An 18,428-nucleotide genomic window follows, 5' to 3' on the forward strand; every position below is an offset into this window, starting at 1 on the left:
TCTCGCGCATGCCCGCCGGGCTTGTGACGGGCTCTACCTAGCTTTGACTGTCACGGCAGGTCACAACTCAAAAGGCTAACGTTTGCGATGTTGCTCATCACCGAGGCTCAGATACCTAGCCCGAACTGCTGGCGCCAGAGGTTCAAATCCACAGATTCTCCAGAAACGATGCGATTGTAGACGTCCATCATCACCGAGGGAGCAGTGCCTTTTTCGAAAAACCGAAAGGAAGACGCGGCGACATACTCAGGCAATGCCTCGAAGGACATCCAGCGGCGCCCCTCCGCCTCAGCAACATGGCCGGTGGTGTTTGATCCTCCGAAGATATCTAAGACGATGTCATCAGGATCGGTGAGCATGCGAATAAAAAACTCCGGCAACTTTGCCGGGAAGCGTGCTGGGTGTCCTTTAAGGCCGACGGCCTTGCAGCCGGAAAGATACTGCCCATTGGATTCGGAGTTAGGAATCTGCAGAAGATTCGGGGGAATAGCTCCCCCATTATCCTTCGCAAAACCTTTGCCAATATCGTGACCAGATGGGCGGACCTTCGGGGTGTAAAACTTATCAGGATCCTCAATCAACTTCTTCATGCGATCGCTATAAGGCGAAAGGACCTTTGTGATATCTGACTTCGGCCACTCGGTCTTACTAAACCACCACACCGTATTGATGGAGTCCTTCACTCGGAGCTTACGCTTGTTAACCCACTCGATCGGGCTCGGAAGCTTCGACGGGTTAAACCAATAAAAGTCTTCCGCGAGAAAGAAGCCCAGCTCATCCACCATCCGAATCATCACTCGGAAGTTATATAGGCTACGAGCGGGAACTCCCTTCATATATGCCCCACCAAAATCCACGACGAAACTACCGTCGTCTGTCAACTTCTGATGCACCAGCTTTGCGAATTCAAGGAACCAGTCAATGTACTCATATTGGTCGAGGTTGCCATATTCCTTCTGCCGCTGAAGCGCAAACGGAGGACTCGTCAACACAAGATTGATGCTGTTGTCGGGAAGAGCAGCCAACAGCTCTCGGGAATCCCCGATGTAGGTGGCGCCCTTGGAAGTAGTGTAGGCCGGAGAGATGCTATCGATCATGTTGATTGCTACTTATAGTCTGTAGATTCATTGTCATCATGCGCTGATTATCCCGCGCATGATGAAGAAGTTAAAGCCCTCTGAGACAAGACGCCGCTTTGCCTCAAATCTAAGAACTGCGCGAGAGAAGCTCGGGCTGTCGCAAGAGGCGCTAGCCGACGCAGCGGGCCTACACAGGACTTATGTAGGCTCAGTGGAGAGGGGCGAACGCAACATCTCCATCGACAACATCCAGCGGCTGGCCGTGGCCTTGGACGTTTCTCCCGCATCTCTGCTGGAGGAACCGAAAGCATGACACTGAAGCCGCACCAAGACTACGAGCGCCTGCAAGCTGCATGGCCGTCCGTTGAGGAGTACCAGAAGCTCGCGACCAAGCACGGCATTGACGACATCTTCCAGGACAACGGGGGTAAGCTGCTGCAGGTTCTCCTCCTTCTTGGACTTCGCATCATTCCTGGTCGCGAGGGCAATGACGCTGTCGATGCCAACGGACGCGAATATGAACTGAAGTCGGTCAACATTGAGCTGGTCAAAGGCTTCTCGACTCATCACCACATGAACCCTGCCATCATCGCCAAGTATCGACAGGTTCCCTGGATCTTCGCGATTTATCGGCATATCGCGCTCCAAGCCGTCTATCTGTTGGAACCCACGGACCTTGAGTTCTACTTCCAGAAGTGGGAAGGGAAGTGGCATGCGGATGGAGGCAAGGATATCAACAACCCAAAGATTCCCGCGAAGTACGTACTGAAGCACGGGCGTCTTATCCATGGCCAGGCGCCAGACCTTTCCACCCGACGCCGTGTGCAACCGACGCCAGACGATGCGGCAGGCTTCGAGCCTGACGAGGTCTAGGGCAGCCCACAACCTCACTAGGTAAGCGGCGCCACGCCATGAGCCGAGTGGTAACAATGGTTAGGTTCACTTCTATCTGATGCATTACACTTTTTTGTTTGGAATGCCGCCTTGATGGCTGCCATCGAGCATGATGGATGAAAGGCATTTCTGCACTCGTCGAACATGACGATTGTGGGTCCGATGTCATCCCTGCGTGTCGTAGGAGATCAGCCTAGTCCCGCGTAGGTATCTCCCGTTGACATATGCCTTGCTTTGGCAGCATCCTTCATCTTAAGGAGCCTAGAAACTCCGCACACAGCGGTACCCACCTCCGATAAATCGGTGGGTTTTTTGTGCCTGCCTTCGTGCAGGTGCAACCGACGCGATGCCAGCGTCGGGAGGGCGGTGAATACAACACCCGCAAGGGGAATAAGCCCGCCGGCTGTGTGCGGTTTCTAGCCTCCCGACTTCCCGTCCGCCGTTTTTGGCGGGCGTACCCTTGATGGAACGAGGAGGCAACGATGTCGCACGATCGTTTGGACGACGAAGACATGCCCGGCTATTTTCTGCCGGAGGACAGCCAGTTCCGGCTGGTGAAGCTGCGCGATCACGTGCAGTTCCTGGCCAGGCTGGCACAGCCGCGCACGCAGGCCGAGGAGCGGGCCGCAGAGCCCAAGGTGCGTATGGGCGAGTTGGCGTTGTGCCTGGAACTGCTCGCCGATCAGGTGGATGTGGTACTGGATGTGTTGTCTTATCCAGCACAGCGGATCGACACGATGTACAGCGCCGGGCACCCTGCCACCACCGAGGCCGCGCTGGATGCAGGCGACAGCGGGTTTCGGATCACGCAAGAGCAGATCGACCGTCTCACCCTGTTGGCCGAGACCATGTCGGCCCACGCGCAGATGGTGGCGGTCGGCGATACGACCGAACGCGCTGGGCAGACGTTGGACGACACGCTCTGCGATGCAGCGAATGCGATGCGGGCGCTGCTGCTGAAGATTGCCTGCCAGCCGCCACAGGCACCGACGCCCAATGGCGTTCGCGAGGCACGTGCGAGCTATACGCTGGAGCCGGTCGCGCCGCCTGCGGGAAGCGAACGGTTGCATTAGCAGGCGCACGCTCAACTCCCAACAAAAAACGGGATGGCCGCAAGGCCATCCCGTTCTCGATCACCATGACCGGCTTAGCGCCGATCAGTTCTTCAGGCCGCGGTTCTCCAGCAGCGGCTCGACGCTGGGGTCCTTGCCGCGGAAGTCGCGGTACAGGGTGGCCAGGTCGACGGTGTTGCCGCGCGAGAGGATCTTGTCGCGGAAGATGTCGCCGTTGGCGCGGGTCAGGCCGCCGTGCTCCTTGAACCACTGGAACGCATCGTCGTCGAGCACTTCCGACCAGAAGTAGGCGTAGTAGCCGGCCGAGTAGCCGCCGCCCCAGATGTGGTCGAAATAGGTGGTGCGGTAGCGCGGCGGCACTTCGGCCAGGTCCACCTTGTACTTCTTCAGCGAGTCGGCCTCGTACTTGTCCACGTCCTGCAGCGGCGCGTCGGCCGGCAGGGTGTGCCAGGACAGGTCGAGCAGCGCCGCCGACAGGTACTCGGTGGTGGCGTAGCCCTGGTTGAAGGTGCGCGACTTCTTGATCTTCTCCACCAGGTCGGCCGGCATCGCCTCGCCGGTCTGGTAGTGCTTGGCGTAGTGCGCGAACACCTTCGGATCCGACGCCCAGTGCTCGTTGAACTGCGAGGGGAACTCGACGAAGTCGCGCGAAGTGGAGGTACCGGCCAGGGTCGGGTACTTCACGTTGGAGAACATGCCGTGCAGCGCATGGCCGAACTCGTGGAACATGGTGGTGACGTCGTCGAAGCTCAGCAGCGCCGGCTGGCCCGGGGCGGGCTTGGTGAAGTTGCAGACGTTGTAGACCACCGGCTTGGTGCCGGTCAGGCCGTTCTGGCCGACGAACTCGTCCATCCAGGCGCCACCGGACTTGCTGTCGCGCTTGAAGTAGTCGGTATAGAACAGCGCCAGCGACTTGCCGTCCTTGTCGAACACTTCATAGACCTTCATCCCGTCGTGGTAGGTGGGAATGTCGGTGCGTTCCTTGAAGGTGAGGCCGTAGAGCTGGTTGGCGGCGTAGAAGACGCCGTTCTGCAGCACGTTGTCCAGTTCGAAGTACGGCTTGATCTGCGCTTCGTCGAGGTCGTACTTGGCCTTGCGCACCTGCTCGGCGTAGAAGTCCCAGTCGGCGGCGGTGAGCTTGAAGCCGCCCTTCTGGGCGTCGATCACCTTCTGCATCTCGGCCGCTTCGCTGCGCGCCTTGGCGGTGGCGGCGGGCACGGTGTCGGTGAGCAGCTTCAGCGCCGCATCCGGGGTCTTGGCCATCTGGTCGCTGAGGCTGTAGGCGGCGTAGCTGTCGAAGCCGAGCAGCTTGGCCTTCTGCGCGCGCAGCTGCGCCAGGCGCTGCACGGTCTGGCGGGTATCGTTGGCGTCGCCCTTCTCGGCGCGCGACTGCGAGGCGGCCATCACCTGCTGGCGCAGGTCGCGGTCCTTCAGCGAGGCCAGCACCGGCTGCTGGGTGGTGTTCTGCAGGGCCAGCAGGTATTTGCCGTCGAGCTTGCGCGCGGTGGCGTCCTGCGCGGCCGAGGCGATGTCGCCGTCGGACATGCCGTCGAGCTTGGCCTTGTCGTCCACCACCACGGCGCCGGCGGCGGTGGCCGCGACCAGCTTGGTGTGGAACTGCGTGGCCAGGGTGGTCTCTTCGACGTTGAGCTTGCGCAGGGTGGCCTTGTCGGCGTCGGACAGCTGCGCGCCGGCACGCACGAACTCCTGGTATTCGTACTCGACCAGGCGCTTCTGCTCCGGGTCCAGGGTCAGCGTGTCGCGCTGGTCGTACAGGCTCTTGATGCGCGCGAACAGCTTGGGATCCAGGCTGATCTCGTCCTGGTGCGCGGCCAGCTTGGGCGCCATCTCTTCCTGGATCTTCTGGCGGGCATCGTTGGTGTCGGCCTGGACCAGGCCGAAGAAGATGCGCGACACGCGGGTCAGGGTCTCGCCGCTGCGCTCCATCGCTTCCAGGGTGTTGGCGAAGGTGGCCGGCTCCGGGTTGTCGGCGATCTTGCGGATCTCGGCCAGGTGCTGCTTCATGCCTTCTTCGAACGCCGGCAGGTAGTCGCTGTCCTTGATCTTGTCGAACGGCGGCGCCTGGAACGGCAGCGTGCTCGGGGTCAGCAGCGGGTTAGCGGCGGCGGCGGGCTGCGCGGCGGCCGGAGCAGCGGGGGCGGCGGGCACGGGGGTGGACTCCTTACCGGAACAGGCGGCCAGCGCCAAGCTGATGGCAGCGGCCAGAACGACGTTACGCGACATGAGGTGGAACTCCTGAGAGGACCTGGGGCCAAGACAGCCGTGCACGTTACCGGGTTTGGATGGCAGCGGCATGTGCCATTGGCTCGGCCCGGCACGGCAGCCAGCCGGCGTACAGATCGCCGGGCACGGGCCGGGCGCCGGCGCCACCAGCACGGGGCCCGCAGCGCGACTCTCAGGCCAGCCGGCGCACCGCGCAGGCGCGCCGGCGCGCGGGGCTCACTGCCCGCCGGGCAGCGGCAACGCCTCGTCCTTGAAGATGGCCACGTGCGGCACGCCGTCGGCGCCGATCCAGCCGCGGTACATGCCCTCGGTGTTGAACGGGAAGGCCACGCTGCCGTCCGCGCCCAGCGCGATGGCGCCGCCGTCGCCGCCGGCCTTGGGGATCTGCTGGTCGATCACCACATCGGCGGCCTGGGCCAGGCTCTGCCCGGCGTACTTCACCCGCGCACAGATGTCGTAGGCGGCCACCGCGCGGATGTAGAACTCGCCCCAGCCGGTGCCGGACACCGCGCAGCGGCTGTCGGCGAAGGTGCCGGCGCCGATGATCGGCGAATCGCCGACGCGGCCGTAGCGCTTGTTGGTCATGCCGCCGGTGGAGGTGCCGGCGGCCAGGTTGCCCTGCAGGTCAAGCGCCAGCGCGCCGACCGTGCCGAAGTGCTTGGCGGTTTCCAGATCGGCGTGCGCCTGCTTGTTGGCCTCCTCCTTCAGCGCCTGCTGCAGTTGCTGCCAGCGCTTCTCGGTGCGGAAGTAGGACGGATCGACCAGGGCGATGCCGTGCTGCTTTGCGAAGACCTCGGCACCATCGCCGACCAGCATCACGTGCTCGGACTGGTCCATCACCGCGCGCGCCAGTTCGATCGGGTTCTTGACCCGGTGCACGCCGGCCACCGCGCCGGCCTTGCCGGTGCGCCCGTCCATGATCGCCGCGTCCAGTTCGTTGCGGCCGTCGTGGGTGAACACCGCACCCTTGCCGGCGTTGAACTGCGGGGAATCCTCCAGCACGGCGATCGCCGCGGCCACCGCATCCACCGCCGGCTTGCCCTGCGCCAACAGCGCCTGCCCGGTGCGCAGCGCCTGCTCCATCGCCGCGCGCGCCTCGGCCAGGTCGGCGGCGCTGCTGCTGGCACGCTCGACGCCGGCGCCGCCATGAATCACCAGGGTGGTGGCGGGAATCTCGCGCATGCGCCCGTCCTGCACCGCGTAGTAGCGGTGGAACACCGGCGCCTCGACGCGGCCGTCGGGCAGGTGCAGGGTGGAGCCGGGGCCGACGCCGACGGTCTCGATGCGCGCGGCCTGCAGCGGCTGCCCGGCCGGGGTGGGTGGTTGCAACGGCCCGGCGACCACGGTGGCCACGGCCTGCGGATCGGTGGCATAGACGCGCGCGGTGCCGTCGCCCTCCACCGCCACCGCGGCGCTCTCGTCCACGCCCAGGCCGATCAGCGGTTCCCCCTTGGGCGCCAGCGTGGCGGCCTTGGCGCGGAACGCGAACAGGCGGCCGAGGCGGTCGCGCTCGCGGAAGTGGGTGTCGGTGATGACCCGCTTGAGCAGGTCCAGGTGCAGGAAGTCGGTTTCGATGGTGACCGCCGGCCCCAGCGGGTCGGCCAACGCCGCCGGGCTGGTGATGCTGCCGCCGTCCATCGAGCCGTACAGGTACTCGCCCAGCATCGCCAGGCCGGCGCTGGTGCCGCCCAGCGGCTTGCCGGCGCGCACGTGCGCGTCCAGCGCGTCGGCCACCGGGGTGTTCTTCCAGTAGCGCACGTAGCGCGACTGGTCGCCGCCGGCGATGAAGATGCCATCGGCGCGCGCCAGCGCGCGCAGCAACGCCGGATCGCTGGAGGCGCCGCGGCCGCTGAACACGAAGGTCTCCACCGAGACCACGCCGCCGACCTTGCGGTAGAACTCCTCGCCCACCTCGCCCGCCTGCGAGGCGCGCAGCACCACCACGTGGCCGTGCCCGGCCTTGGCCATGAACCAGCGCAGCGCGTCGTAGTTGCGGTCGCCGCCCCCCATCAGCAGCAGACCGGGCGACACCGGGCCGGGCGTGGGCGCGGCCGGATCGCCGACCAGGTACTGGCGGTAATCGCGCGCGACGGCGGGCGTGGCCAGGCACAGGCCCAGCAGCAGCGAGAGCCAGGGCCGGAACAGGCCGACGGAACGGGTCATGCGGATCTCCTCGGGAACGGGGCGGGCAGGCGAGCGTGCGGCTCGTTGCTGAGAGGGGACGAACGGCGGCAAGGTTTCCCCCCGCTGTCTCACCCTCCCATGTTCGACCGCGCGGCACTTGCCCGCACGCGCCGGCGATCGGCTAATGTGGGATCCATGTCCGCTTCCCTCGACGATTGGTTCGTCCAAGAAATCCTGGTCCACGAGCAGGCGCTCAGCGGCTACCTGCGGCGCTGCTGGCCGCATCGCGAGGAATGGCACGACCTGCGCCAGGAGATCTACGTGCGCGTGTACGAGGCCGCCGGCAAGGCGCGGCCGAGCCTGCCCAAGTCGTTCCTGTTCGCCACCGCGCGGCACCTGATGACCGACCGCCTGCGCCGCAACCGGGTGGTGTCGATCGAGGCGGTGGGGGATCTGGAGTCGATGCACGTCCTGATAGACGAGCTGTCGCCGGAACGCTGGTGCGGCGGACGGCAGGTGCTGGGTCGGCTGGCGGCGGCCTTCGACCGGTTGCCGGACCGCTGCCGCAGCGTGGTCTGGCTGCGGCGGGTCGAGGAACTGCCGCAGAAGGAGGTGGCCGTGCGCCTGGGAATCAGCGAGAAGAGCGTGGAGAAGCAGGTGGCCCGCGGCATGCGCCTGCTGGCCGATCATTTCCATGGCGACGAGGGCGCGGCGGCGCCGGCGAAGCCGTTGCAGGCGCGGGCACGCGATGGACAACAGGTGGATTGAGGCGCGTGCGGCGGCCTGGCTGGCGCGGCGCGACCGCGGCGACTGGACCGACGCACGGCAGGCGCGCCTGGACGCGTGGCTGGCCGCGGCCACCGCGCACCGGGTGGCGTTCCTGCGCCTGCAGGCCGCCTGGCAGGAGAGCGGGCGCCTGCAGGCGCTGGGCGCGGGCCAGCGCGACGGGCAGGTGCCCGAACGCGGGCGCTGGCAGGGCCTGGGCGGCCGCGTGGTCGCGCCGGCGACCTCGACCGCACCGGACCTGCGCGGCCTGCGCTTCGCCCCACGCCCGCGCGCACGGCCGCGACGGCGCTGGCCGGCCGCACTGGCCGCGGCAGTGCTGGGAGTCGCGGTGCTGTCCCTGCTCTGGCGCCATGCGGTCGAACCGGTTCCCACCGCCTACGCCAGCGTCACCGGCCAGCTGCGCCCGGTGGCCCTGGCCGATGGTTCGCAGGCCACGCTGAGCAGCGACAGCCGCATCGCGGTGGCGCTGTCGCGCGCGCAGCGGCGCATCGACCTGCAGCGCGGCGAAGCGTTCTTCGCGGTGAGCAAGGATCCGGGCCGGCCGTTCGTGGTCGACAGCGGCGCGCGCCGGGTGGTGGCGGTGGGCACGCGCTTCGCGGTGCGGCGCGAGGCCGATGCGCTGCGCGTGGTGGTCACCGAAGGCACGGTGCGGCTGGAATCGGCCGGCGCGCCGCAGGCGCCGCCGCTGCTGCTGCACGCCGGCAGCATCGCCCAGGCCGGCCCGCACGGGGTGTTGGTGCGGCGGGTGGCGCTGGCCGAGGCCGAGCGCGTGCTGGACTGGCGCAGCGGCTACCTGAGTTTCGACGACACCCCGCTGCAGGCGGCGGTGGCCGAGTTCAATCGCTACAACACGGTCAAGCTGCAGGTCGCCGATGCCGGCGCCGCGGCGTTGCGGGTCGGCGGCAACGTGCGCTGGTCCAATGTCGACGCCTTCGTGCGCCTGCTCGAACAGGGGTTCCCGATCCGCGCCGAACGCCGCGGCGACACGGTGCTGTTGCACAGCCGGTGAGCCGCCGCGCGCCGGCCAGGCGCGATGGCGGGGGGATTTGCCGGTCTCGTTCGTCCTGGAGCTACGGAGGCGCGCTCCGCGCCCGTTTGGGGAGAAAACTCGATGCGGTATCCGATGCGTGCCCTGCTGCTGAGCATGGCCTGTGCGAGCGCCTGTGCGGCGCAGGCGCAACCCGCTGCCGTGGCCGCCACCGGCACGGTGGACATCCCCGCCGGCCCGCTGCGTGCGGCGCTGGACACGCTGGCGCGGCAATCCGGCGCGCAACTGCTCTACCGCGCCGACCAACTGGGCCAGGCCCGCAGCGGTGGCGCGCACGGCCAACTGGATACCGCACAGGCGTTGCAGCAGGTGCTGCGCGGTAGCGGTTTCGTCGCCCAGCGCGACCCCTCCGGTGCGTGGCTGGTGCGGCGCCAGGAGCCGGTCCCGGCCCGCGCGCAGCCGGCCCGTGCCGCCGCGCCGGCGCCGGCCACCACGGCCGACGCCCCGGTGGCGCAACTGGAGACCCTGCGCGTCACCGGTTCGCGCATCCCGCGCACGCAGGTGGAAGGCCCGGCGCCGATCAGCGTGATCAGCGCCGAGCAGATCAAGGCCAACGGCTTCACCTCGGTGCCGGACGTGCTGCGCGCGATGACCCAGAACGGCGGCGAGACGCAGAGCCCGCAGTCGGCCAGCGGTGCGGACTTCTCGCCCGGCGCGCAGCAGGTGGACCTGCGCGGACTCGGCCCCAACCACACCCTGGTGCTGGTCAACGGCCGCCGCATCGCCGACTTCCCGATGCCGTTCAAGGGCCGCAGCAACTTCACCGACATCTCCAACATCCCGCTGGGCATGATCGACCGCATCGAGATCCTGACCGGCAGCGCCTCGGCGATCTACGGCTCGGACGCGATCTCCGGCGTGGTCAACTTCATCCTCAAGAAGCACGCCGACGGCACCACGCTGGACTACCGTTTCGGCGACACCACCCGCGGCGGCGGCGAGAGCTTCAACCTCAGCCTCAGCAGCGGCTGGTCGCGCGGCAACTTCGATGCGGTGTTCGGCGCCGAGCTGGTGTCGCAGACGCCGCTGTGGGCCTACCAGCGCAGCCGCCAGAACAGCACCCTGGACGGTCCCACCGCACGCTCGCAGGTGCCGCGGCGCACCTTCCTGCGCACCGACTATGACGACAACTATCTCGACCCTGGCGCGGACACCTGCGCGGCGGTGTCCGCGCTCAACGGCGGCAGCACCGGCTACGCCACGCGTCCGGGCTACGGCGCGTTCTGCGGCAGCAGCGCCTCGATCGGCTACGGCACCATCACCAACAAGCGCCGCGGCCTCAACGGTTACGCCTCGCTGCGCTACGCCTTCGACAACGGCAGCGAGTGGTTCGCCGACGTGCAACTGGGCTACCACGAGCTTTCGCTGTTCCGCGACGTGACCCAGTGGGGCTACATGGCCCCGGACGGCAACGAGGAAGGCTATTTCTACAATCAGGCCACCGGCCAGGTCGAAGCCTGGGGCCGCCAGTTCAGCCCGGAGGAGATGGGCGGACTGACTGCCGGCACCATCCGCACCCGGCAGAAGACCTTCAGCATCACCACCGGGTTCAAGGGCCACCTCGGCGCGGACTGGGACTACGAGACCAGCCTCAGCCACTCGCAGTACCAGGCCACCATCAGCTGGCCGCAGATCGTCGCCGCGCGCGCCAACGCGCTGTTCCTCGGCCCCCAGCTGGGCGTGGACGACGACTCGGGGCTGCCGATCTTCGACGCCGACCCGCAGCGCCTGTACACGCCGCTGAGCCGCGCCGAGTACGACAGCATCGCCCAGCGCACGGTGTACCAGCCGCGCTCGCGCACCGACACCCTCGCCTTCACCGCCACCAACACCGCACTGTTCTCCCTGCCCGGCGGCGATGCCGGCATGTCCGCGACCGCCGAGTTCGGCAGCCAGAGCTATAACCTGCGCCCGGATCCGCTGGCCACGCAGTACTACTACTACAGCTGGAAGGATTCCGACGGCCACGGCAACCGCAACCGCTGGGCGCTGGCCAGCGAACTGCGCCTGCCGGTGCTGTCGACGGTGTCGCTGAGCCTGGCCGGGCGCTACGACCAGTACCGTTTCGCCGGGCGCTCGCTGGGCAAGTTCACCTACAGCGGCGGCCTGGAATGGCGGCCGGTGCAGTCGCTGCTGGTGCGCGGCTCCTACGGCACCGCGTTCCGCGCGCCCGACCTGCACTACGTGTATGCCGGCCCGGGCAACGACGAGACCACCGGCGTGGACTACTACCGCTGCGCCAGCGAGGAACCGGGCGTGGCGATCCAGGACTGCAGCTACAACGAGGAAGCGCTGATCCGCGGCCGCAGCGGCAACCGCGCGCTGAACCCGGAGAACAGCACCTCGTGGACCGCCGGCCTGGTGTGGTCGCCGCTGGCGGACCTGGACCTGTCGCTGGACTACTTCGACATCGACATGCGCGACCAGGTGCAGGACCTGCGCGTGGACCAGGTGCTGCGCGACGAGGCCGACTGCCGGCTCGGCGTGCTGCAGGCCACCTCCACCACCTGCCAGCAGGCGCTGGCGCGGGTCACCCGCAGCGCCGACGGGCGCCTGTACGGGGTCTACGTCAACCCGATCAACATCGCCCGCGAACGCACCAACGGCATCGACCTGAGCGCGCAGTACCGCCTCGACACCGGCATCGGCACCTTCCGCCTGAGCGGCAACTACACCTGGGTGCGCCGCCACGACATCCAGGTGTACGCCGGCGAAGCGATGGTGGACGAGTTCGCGGTCAACAGCGGCTACGACATCCCGCGCACCAAGGCCAGCGCCAGCGTGTCGTGGGAGCGCAACGCCTGGACCGCGACGCTGCACGGCGAGCGCCTGGGACGGCTGCCGAGTTCCGATTCCTACGACCAGGTCTACGACCCGGAGAGCGGCGACAGCCCGTGGATCGGCGCCACCTACCGCTACAACGCCTCGCTGCAGTACCGCTTCACCGACCACGCGCAGCTGTCGCTGACGGTGACCAACCTGTTCGACACGATGCCGCCGCACGACCGCACCTATACGTCGTATCCGTACTACGACGTGTCCTGGTTCGACACCGTGGGCCGCAGTGTGTACCTGCAATACACGCAGAAGTTCGGCGGCAGCGCGTTGTAGCGCCGGAAGCGAAGCCTGCATGTGGGAGCGGCGTCAGCCGCGACGAGCGAAAGCGAATGGTCGGCTGATACCGTCCGTCGTCGAGACTGAAGTCACTCCCACAGTGCAGCCCTCCGACGATGCTGCGCCGCATTTGTGGGAGCGGCTTCAGCCGCGACGAATGAAGCCCCAAACCATTAGGCGCCTTCCTGCGTCGGGACTGAATCCCTCCCACAACGGCGCCTGCCCCATGCACCGTAGGAGCGGCTTCAGCCGCGACCGGCGCTTTCCCGATGTCCCGCTCGCGACTGAAGCCGCTCCTACGGCATCGGTTGGTGCCGTTGGATAAAACGGCGGATGCGCGCCGCCGTCAGCCGCCGCGGCCCGTCACAGCGTATCGCGATGCTTGCCGCGCCACGGCCGGTACCATTCGCGGATCGCGGCGATGTCGGCCTGCATGTCCTCGCTGGTCCACACCACCTCGCCGAGGCCGACGGTGCGGCTGGGATAGTCGAAGTACACCGGGAAAATCGGCACCTGCGCGCCGTGGGCGATCTTCCAGAAGCCGGTCTTCCACTTCTCCACGCGCTTGCGCGTGCCCTCCGGCGTGATCACGTACCACATGCGTTCGGCGCCGCGGATCAGCGCCACCGCCTGTTCCACCACCCCGCGCGGCGACTTGCGGTCCAGCGGGATGCCGCCGAGCTTGCGCAGCAGCGGTCCCAGCGGCCACCAGAACAACTGGGTCTTGCCCAGCACGCGCACCTCGAAGCCGACCGCGAACTTGACCGCGAAGCCCAGGAATCCGTCCCAGTTGGACGAATGCGGGGCGACGATCATCACCAGCTTGGGCACGTTGGGAAACTCGCCCACCACCCGCCAGCCGGTCAGCCGCAAGGCGGTGCGGCCGAGCCAGCGCATGAAGCGGCTGGGCTTGACCATCGGGATGTTCGGGGGCGCTGCGGGCAGGCGGTAATCGCGTTCGGTCAAAAGTCACTCCCAGCGGCCGGGCGAGCGGCCGCGTTTGATCTGGCTGCGCTCGCGCTTGGCATCCAGGCGTCGCAACTTGGCGCCGTGCGAGGGTTTGGTGGCGATGCGCCGCTTCGGCACCGACAGCCCGGCGGCGATGAACTCGGCCAGGCGCTGGCGCGCATCGTCGCGGTTGCGGTCCTGGGTACGGAAGCGCTGTGCATCGATCACCAGCACGCCGTCGGCGGTGATGCGGCGGTCGCGCCGCGCCAGCAGGCGCGCACGCAGCGGCTCCGGCAGCGACGGCGAGCCGGCCAGGTCGAAGCGCAACTCGACCGCGGTGGCGACCTTGTTGACGTTCTGCCCGCCGGCGCCGCTGGCGCGCACGAAGCGCTCGACGATTTCGTCTTCCGGAATCGTCAGGCTGCTCGAGATGTGGATGGCCCCGTTACCCATGGCGCGGATTGTAGGGTATTCGCCGGACCGCCCGGTTTCCGCGTCGGTGCCGCCTGAACGAGCCAGGGAGCGGACGCCGGCCGGTCGCGCGTCCCCGCAGCCGGCGGCGGCGCGGCGATTGCCGTATTCTGGCCGCCGGTCATCGTTCTGCAGGATGCTCCATGTCCCCGACTCCGCGCTTCTTCCGTTGGCCGCAGCGCCTGCTGCTGGCCCTGCTGCTGGCCCTGGCCGCCCTCCCGGCGCTGGCCGAGCCGCCCACCGATGCCGACGTCAACCGCCTGCTGTCGGCCTCGCGCGCGCAGAACATGCTCGACACCATGCTGCCGCAGATCGAGGCGATGCAGCGCCAGCAGTTCGCCCAGCTCACCGCGCAGCACCCGCTCGACGCCGCCCAGCAGCAGAAGCTGCAGCAGATCCAGGAGCGCACCCAGGCCACCGTGCGCAAGGCGCTGTCGTGGCAGGAGATGCGTCCGCTCTACGTCAACCTGTACAAGCAGACCTTCTCCAGGCAGGACGTGCTGGCGATGGCCGAGTTCTACGAGAGCCCGGCCGGCCAGAGCCTGCTCGACAAGACCCCGCAGCTGATGCAGAACCTGATGGGCGCGATCCAGCAGAAGATGACCCCGCTGTTCGCCGACCTGCAGAAGGACCTGGAGCAGACGGTCAACGCGCCGCCGGCCAGGTAACACAGCGCTGGCTTTGCGCGTCGTAGGTGCGGCTTCAGCCGTGCCTACAGGAGGCTTCCGTCGTTATTCGTGGTGCCTCGACGTCGCCGCTGCCACACCGGCCATGCGGCGCGCCGCCTGCCCTTATTCGGACGTACTGCCGGCGGCATCCACCCGCCAAGGCGCAGGATCCCACCCGAACAACCCGAACGCCCGCACGAACTCCGCATCCAGCGGCGCGGTCACCGCGATCCGGCGTCCGTCCGGATGCGGAAACGCCAGGCGTTCGGCGTGCAGCAGCATGCGGTGCACGCCCTGCATGCGGAAGATGCGGTTGTGGCGGCCATCGCCGTGGCTGGTGTCGCCGATCAGGTGATGCGACAGATGCTTGAGATGGCGGCGGATCTGGCGGAAGCGTCCGGTCACCGGACTGCAGCGCAGCAGCGCATAACGCGAGGTGGCGAATTCGCCCGACGGTACCTGCAGTTCGCCGCAGGCCAGGCGCGCGAAGCGGGTCTGCGCCGGTTTCTTCAGCGGCTTGCCGGGGCCGCCGTCGAGGTCGTGGTCGACGTCGAAACGGTCTTCGGCCGGCCAGCCGCGGCAGATCGCCAGGTAGTCCTTGTCCACCTCGCCCCCCATCAGCGCCTTGCCCAGCGCACTGGCAGTGTCGCGGTCGAAGGCCAGCAGCAGGCAGCCGCTGGTGGCGCGGTCGAGCCGGTGCACCAGGAAGATCGGCCGGCCCAACTGCGCACGCAGGCGATCAGCGAGGAAATCGTCCTCGCCGCGGGCGAGCTTGCTGTCGTGGACCATCAGCCCGGCGGGCTTGTCGACCACGGCGAGCAGCGCGTCCTGGTAGAGGATCTGCAAAGGGGCTTCGGCGGTATTCACCTGCGGATTATCCGTGCCGCATCGGCGCGCCACAATGCGCGTCGCATGGCTGCGTCCAGACGCGCGATGCGTCGGCACGATCCGACACGGAGATGCCTGCATCGCGGCGGATCCGCGACCGGGATGCCGCGCCTGGATGACGTGTCGCTGTGGCGTATGTCCACTGTCACCCGCAGACGCACCTGCCAACGCCGACGCTACGCGTCCTTGACCGCCAGCAGTTCGCCATTGCCGACCGGCAGCGTGGTGCAGGTGAACGCCCCATCGGCCTGCAGCAGCGCGGCGAACGGCGCCATCTCCGCCGCATGCGACAGCGCGTTGTCCACCACCAGCAGCCCACCCGGCCGCAGCACCCGGCGCAGTTGCGGCCACCAGTCGCAATACAGCGTGCGCTCGGCGTCCAGGAACACCAGGTCGAACGTGGCCGACCCCGCATCGGCCAGCCACGCGCCGGCATCGGCGTGGACCAGGTCGACACAGCCCTCCACGCCGGCGTGGGCGAAGTTGCGTTGCGCCAGCGCGATCTTGTGCGCGCCGTATTCCAGCGTGGTCACGCGGCCATCCAGCGCCGCCGCGGCCTCGGCCAGCCACAGGGTGGAATAGCCATTGGACGTGCCGATCTCCAGCACCCGCTGCGCACCCGTGGCGCGCACCAGGACCGCCAGCAGTTCGCCGGTTTCCGGGGTGATGTTGAGCAGGCGCTGCGCACGCTCGGCCTGGCCGGCATCGTGGCGCGGACCTTCCGCGCCAAGCGCATCGCGCACCGCCTGCAGGTGCGCGCGGTCGAGCACGGTCGTGCTCAGCGCCGCCACCACGCCGACAGCAGGGCCGCCGTGCCGGCGCCGCCGCTGATCCAGGCCCACAGCGACACCCCGCCCAACTGCGGGCCGCCGGCGTCGAGCGCGTACAACAGCGTGGCCACGGTGAGCAGGCCGACGCCGGCGATCGCCGCCACCACCCGCCGCTGCATGCGCCGCACCAGCAGGTTGAGTTCGAACAGGTCGCGCGAGCGCATCGACAGTTCGTGCCGGCCCTCGACCTGCTGGCGCAGCCAGCCGTGGATCAGCCGCGGCATGTCCGGCGCATGGGTCATGATCTCCGGCAGGCGCTTGCGCAGTTCGTGCAGCGCGCGTTGCGGGCTGTAGCGTTCGATCAGGATGCGTTCGAGCACCGGCCGCGCCACCGCCCAGATGTCCAGTTCCGGGTCGAGCTGGCGGCCGACGCCTTCGATGTTGAGCAGGGTCTTCTGCAGCAGGATCAACTGCGGCTGCAGGGTCAGCTGGTAGCGCTGGGCCACGCGGAACAGCTTGATCAGCACCTCGGCCAGCGAGATCTGCGAAAGCGGCCGGGTGAAGTACGGCTCGCACACCGAGCGCGCCGCCGCCTCCAGCTCGTCGATGCGCACGTTGGCGGGCATCCAGCCGGCCTCCACGTGCAGCTCGGCCATGCGCCGGTAGTCCTTGTTGAAGATGGCCATGAAGTTCTCGGCCAGGTAGTACTGATCTTCCTGCGAGAGCTGGCCCATGATGCCGAAGTCCAGCGCGATGAAGCGCGGGTTGTCGCGCCGCGCCGGGTCGCTGTCGACCCAGATGTTGCCGGCGTGCGCATCGGCGTGGAAGAAGTTGTCGCGGAACACCTGGGTGTAGAACACCCGCACGCCCTTGGCCGCCAGCGCGCGGCGGTCGATGCCGGCGGCGTCCAGCGAGGCGATGTCGTCGGAGGGGATGCCGCGCACCCGCTCCAGGGTCAGCGCGCGCTCGGCGGTGTGGGTCCAGATCACCTCCGGCACGTACAGATCGTCCGAGTGCAGCCAGAAGCGGCGCAGCACGCTGGCGTTGGCGCCCTCGCGCTGCAGGTCCAGCTCCGCGGCCAGGGTGGTCTCGATCTCGGCCACCACCTCGCGCGGGCGGATCTTGTCGGCGCGCGGATGGGTGCGTTCGACCAGCGCGGCGGCCGATTTCAGCAAGGCGATGTCGGCGTCGATCTGCCGCTCGATGTCCGGGCGCAGCACCTTGACCACCACTTCGCGGCCGTCGTGCAGCGTCGCCGCGTGCACCTGCGCGATCGAGGCCGAGGCCAGCGGCTCGGTGTCGAAGCTGGCGAAGGCCACCGCGATCGGCCGCCCCAGCGCCTGCTCGACGATGCGCCGCGCCGCCTCGCCGTCGAACGGGCGCACCCGGTCCTGCAGCAGGGTCAGTTCCTCGGCCACGTCCGGCGGCATCAGATCGCGGCGGGTGGAGAGGATCTGCCCGAACTTGACGAAGATCGGCCCAAGGTCCTGCAGCGCCAAGCGCAGCCGGGCGCCGCGCGACTGCGCGGCGATGTCGGGGCTGGCGCGCGGCACGAACGGCTTGGCCAGGCGCAACCAACGCTCGGCCGGGGTGCCGTCGAGCAGGTCGTCCAGGCGGTAGCGCAGGATCACCCGGCCGATGCGGCTGGCGCGGAACATCGCCTTCATGCGCCGCGCTCCGGCTGCAGCCGCGCCACGCGCGCGGCCAGGCGTTCGATGTCGTCGCGCAGCACGTCGACGTCGTCGTAGAAGGCCTCCAGTTCGGCGCGCGCGACCACGTCGCGCGACTCCTCGGTCACGTACTCGGCCGCGCTCTGCGCCAGGTCCTGCGCACTGCGCCGGGCCTGCTGCAGGGCCGAGCGCGCGGTGTTGGCCACCTGCACGCCGAGCACCTCGCCGAACACCTGCACGAACGGCCGCTGCCAGTCCGGGTCGAAGCGCGTCGCCAACTGCTGCAGGCGCCGCGCCAGTTCGGCATCGCCGGAGACCCGCACCCGCCCGCCGGGGCCGCCGGTGCGCCGCGCCTGGGCCAGGAACGGCAACTGCGCGAGCAGGCCGCCGAGGGTGCTGCGCACCGCCAGCTCCGGCTCCTGCGCCGGATCCACCGGACCGACCCGCAACTGCGTGCCGTCGACGCGGATCTGCAGGGCCAGCGCCGGCGCCTCCAGGGTCAGCGCCACGCGCTGGCCATCGAGGTCGCGCAGGGCCTCGCCGGTTTCCGGGTCCAGCGCCAGCGCGCGATTGAGCGCCGCTTCCAGCGCGCGGCCGGCCAGGGGCTTGAGAGCATCGAGGGGGGATCCAGACATCCCCGCATTCTAGCGG

Annotated in this window: 16 protein-coding genes and 1 pseudogene; 7 read left to right on the forward strand and 10 right to left on the reverse strand. The window is 68.1% G+C overall.

Translation table 11 applies throughout. The features are described from left to right. Nucleotides 1-107: 107 nt before the first annotated feature. Entirely contained in the window at nt 108-1,097 is a 990-nt protein-coding gene (locus AC1G9L_RS20505) for a DNA methyltransferase (RefSeq protein ID WP_019799962.1), read from the reverse strand. A gap of 61 nt (nt 1,098-1,158) precedes the next feature. On the opposite strand from AC1G9L_RS20505, the gene AC1G9L_RS20510 reads away from it, so the two are divergent. The 3 genes from AC1G9L_RS20510 to AC1G9L_RS20520 all read left to right on the forward strand — a co-directional run bounded on the left by AC1G9L_RS20510 (nt 1,159) and on the right by AC1G9L_RS20520 (nt 3,046). Then, nucleotides 1,159-1,392, forward strand: a complete 234-nt coding sequence (locus AC1G9L_RS20510; RefSeq protein WP_481071204.1) for a helix-turn-helix domain-containing protein — start codon at nt 1,159-1,161, stop codon at nt 1,390-1,392. Next, nucleotides 1,389-1,952 (forward strand): hypothetical protein, encoded by a 564-nt coding sequence (locus tag AC1G9L_RS20515; RefSeq protein WP_019799963.1) that lies wholly within the window; start codon nt 1,389-1,391, stop codon nt 1,950-1,952. Before AC1G9L_RS20510 ends, AC1G9L_RS20515 begins: the two co-directional genes overlap by 4 nt. A gap of 503 nt (nt 1,953-2,455) precedes the next feature. After that, nucleotides 2,456-3,046 carry an XAC0095 family protein gene (locus AC1G9L_RS20520; protein WP_019800216.1) on the forward strand — a complete coding sequence of 197 codons (591 nt, stop codon included), beginning with the start codon at nt 2,456-2,458 and terminating at the stop codon, nt 3,044-3,046. An 84-nt stretch (nt 3,047-3,130) separates the two neighbouring features. Here AC1G9L_RS20520 and dcp read toward each other — a convergent pair whose 3' ends face one another. From dcp to AC1G9L_RS20535, 3 genes and pseudogenes are all read right to left on the reverse strand, one after another. Continuing rightward, on the reverse strand, nt 3,131-5,290 hold the full coding sequence (dcp, locus tag AC1G9L_RS20525; protein WP_019800217.1) for a peptidyl-dipeptidase Dcp: 2,160 nt from the start codon (nt 5,288-5,290) through the stop codon (nt 3,131-3,133). A gap of 216 nt (nt 5,291-5,506) precedes the next feature. Then, nucleotides 5,507-6,472, reverse strand: coding sequence for an isoaspartyl peptidase/L-asparaginase family protein (locus tag AC1G9L_RS20530; protein ID WP_481071206.1), 966 nt, complete (start codon nt 6,470-6,472; stop codon nt 5,507-5,509). A gap of 264 nt (nt 6,473-6,736) precedes the next feature. Beyond that, nucleotides 6,737-7,699 (reverse strand): annotated as a pseudogene (locus AC1G9L_RS20535) (cyanophycinase); the annotation flags it as partial. Here AC1G9L_RS20535 and AC1G9L_RS20540 point away from each other — a divergent pair. From AC1G9L_RS20540 to AC1G9L_RS20550, 3 genes are all read left to right on the forward strand, one after another. Beyond that, nucleotides 7,610-8,182: an RNA polymerase sigma factor gene (locus AC1G9L_RS20540; RefSeq protein ID WP_010343761.1), complete on the forward strand. Its 573-nt coding sequence runs from the start codon at nt 7,610-7,612 to the stop codon at nt 8,180-8,182. The pseudogene AC1G9L_RS20535 and the gene AC1G9L_RS20540 sit on opposite strands and share 90 nt — an antisense overlap. After that, nucleotides 8,163-9,209, forward strand: a complete 1,047-nt coding sequence (locus AC1G9L_RS20545) for a FecR family protein (protein ID WP_481069846.1) — start codon at nt 8,163-8,165, stop codon at nt 9,207-9,209. Before AC1G9L_RS20540 ends, AC1G9L_RS20545 begins: the two co-directional genes overlap by 20 nt. A gap of 114 nt (nt 9,210-9,323) precedes the next feature. Beyond that, a complete protein-coding gene (locus tag AC1G9L_RS20550) occupies nt 9,324-12,359 on the forward strand; it encodes a TonB-dependent receptor (RefSeq protein ID WP_481069847.1) in 3,036 nt (1,011 codons plus the stop codon). Nucleotides 12,360-12,725: 366 nt separating this feature from the next. On the opposite strand, the gene AC1G9L_RS20555 is transcribed toward AC1G9L_RS20550, so the two are convergent. Together AC1G9L_RS20555 and arfB are read right to left on the reverse strand one after the other, a co-directional pair. Further along, complete coding sequence (locus AC1G9L_RS20555) at nt 12,726-13,280, reverse strand: lysophospholipid acyltransferase family protein (RefSeq protein ID WP_019800999.1); 555 nt, start codon at nt 13,278-13,280, stop codon at nt 12,726-12,728. A gap of 51 nt (nt 13,281-13,331) precedes the next feature. Next, nucleotides 13,332-13,763 carry an alternative ribosome rescue aminoacyl-tRNA hydrolase ArfB gene (gene arfB, locus AC1G9L_RS20560; RefSeq protein ID WP_017907723.1) on the reverse strand — a complete coding sequence of 144 codons (432 nt, stop codon included), beginning with the start codon at nt 13,761-13,763 and terminating at the stop codon, nt 13,332-13,334. A 161-nt stretch (nt 13,764-13,924) separates the two neighbouring features. Between arfB and AC1G9L_RS20565 the strand changes: the two genes are divergently transcribed. Beyond that, the gene (locus AC1G9L_RS20565) at nt 13,925-14,449 is read left to right on the forward strand and encodes a DUF2059 domain-containing protein (protein WP_019801000.1); all 525 of its coding nucleotides are present in this window, start codon (nt 13,925-13,927) and stop codon (nt 14,447-14,449) included. 123 nt (nt 14,450-14,572) lie between these two features. Here AC1G9L_RS20565 and AC1G9L_RS20570 read toward each other — a convergent pair whose 3' ends face one another. From AC1G9L_RS20570 to AC1G9L_RS20585, 4 genes are all read right to left on the reverse strand, one after another. Further along, nucleotides 14,573-15,418, reverse strand: a complete 846-nt coding sequence (locus tag AC1G9L_RS20570; protein WP_481069848.1) for a pseudouridine synthase — start codon at nt 15,416-15,418, stop codon at nt 14,573-14,575. Between the two features lie 95 nt (nt 15,419-15,513). Then, a complete protein-coding gene (locus tag AC1G9L_RS20575) occupies nt 15,514-16,131 on the reverse strand; it encodes a class I SAM-dependent methyltransferase (protein WP_019801002.1) in 618 nt (205 codons plus the stop codon). Continuing rightward, the gene (gene ubiB, locus AC1G9L_RS20580; protein WP_010340081.1) at nt 16,116-17,774 is read right to left on the reverse strand and encodes a ubiquinone biosynthesis regulatory protein kinase UbiB; all 1,659 of its coding nucleotides are present in this window, start codon (nt 17,772-17,774) and stop codon (nt 16,116-16,118) included. The genes AC1G9L_RS20575 and ubiB overlap by 16 nt, the downstream gene beginning before the upstream one ends. Beyond that, nucleotides 17,771-18,412: a ubiquinone biosynthesis accessory factor UbiJ gene (locus tag AC1G9L_RS20585; protein WP_010340080.1), complete on the reverse strand. Its 642-nt coding sequence runs from the start codon at nt 18,410-18,412 to the stop codon at nt 17,771-17,773. The genes ubiB and AC1G9L_RS20585 overlap by 4 nt, the downstream gene beginning before the upstream one ends. Nucleotides 18,413-18,428 lie beyond the last annotated feature (16 nt).

It is taken from the genome of Xanthomonas sp. NCPPB 1132, from assembly GCF_056629235.1.

Coding starts and splice junctions, on each gene's coding strand:
- AC1G9L_RS20505 (WP_019799962.1), bottom strand. CDS start 1,097: ATGATCGATAGCATCTCTCCGGCCTACACTACTTCCAAGGGCGCCACC.
- AC1G9L_RS20510 (WP_481071204.1), top strand. CDS start 1,159: ATGAAGAAGTTAAAGCCCTCTGAGACAAGACGCCGCTTTGCCTCAAAT.
- AC1G9L_RS20515 (WP_019799963.1), top strand. CDS start 1,389: ATGACACTGAAGCCGCACCAAGACTACGAGCGCCTGCAAGCTGCATGG.
- AC1G9L_RS20520 (WP_019800216.1), top strand. CDS start 2,456: ATGTCGCACGATCGTTTGGACGACGAAGACATGCCCGGCTATTTTCTG.
- dcp (WP_019800217.1), bottom strand. CDS start 5,290: ATGTCGCGTAACGTCGTTCTGGCCGCTGCCATCAGCTTGGCGCTGGCC.
- AC1G9L_RS20530 (WP_481071206.1), bottom strand. CDS start 6,472: ATGCGCGAGATTCCCGCCACCACCCTGGTGATTCATGGCGGCGCCGGC.
- AC1G9L_RS20540 (WP_010343761.1), top strand. CDS start 7,610: ATGTCCGCTTCCCTCGACGATTGGTTCGTCCAAGAAATCCTGGTCCAC.
- AC1G9L_RS20545 (WP_481069846.1), top strand. CDS start 8,163: ATGGACAACAGGTGGATTGAGGCGCGTGCGGCGGCCTGGCTGGCGCGG.
- AC1G9L_RS20550 (WP_481069847.1), top strand. CDS start 9,324: ATGCGTGCCCTGCTGCTGAGCATGGCCTGTGCGAGCGCCTGTGCGGCG.
- AC1G9L_RS20555 (WP_019800999.1), bottom strand. CDS start 13,280: ATGGTCAAGCCCAGCCGCTTCATGCGCTGGCTCGGCCGCACCGCCTTG.
- arfB (WP_017907723.1), bottom strand. CDS start 13,763: ATGGGTAACGGGGCCATCCACATCTCGAGCAGCCTGACGATTCCGGAA.
- AC1G9L_RS20565 (WP_019801000.1), top strand. CDS start 13,925: ATGTCCCCGACTCCGCGCTTCTTCCGTTGGCCGCAGCGCCTGCTGCTG.
- AC1G9L_RS20570 (WP_481069848.1), bottom strand. CDS start 15,418: ATGCAGGCATCTCCGTGTCGGATCGTGCCGACGCATCGCGCGTCTGGA.
- ubiB (WP_010340081.1), bottom strand. CDS start 17,774: ATGAAGGCGATGTTCCGCGCCAGCCGCATCGGCCGGGTGATCCTGCGC.
- AC1G9L_RS20585 (WP_010340080.1), bottom strand. CDS start 18,412: ATGTCTGGATCCCCCCTCGATGCTCTCAAGCCCCTGGCCGGCCGCGCG.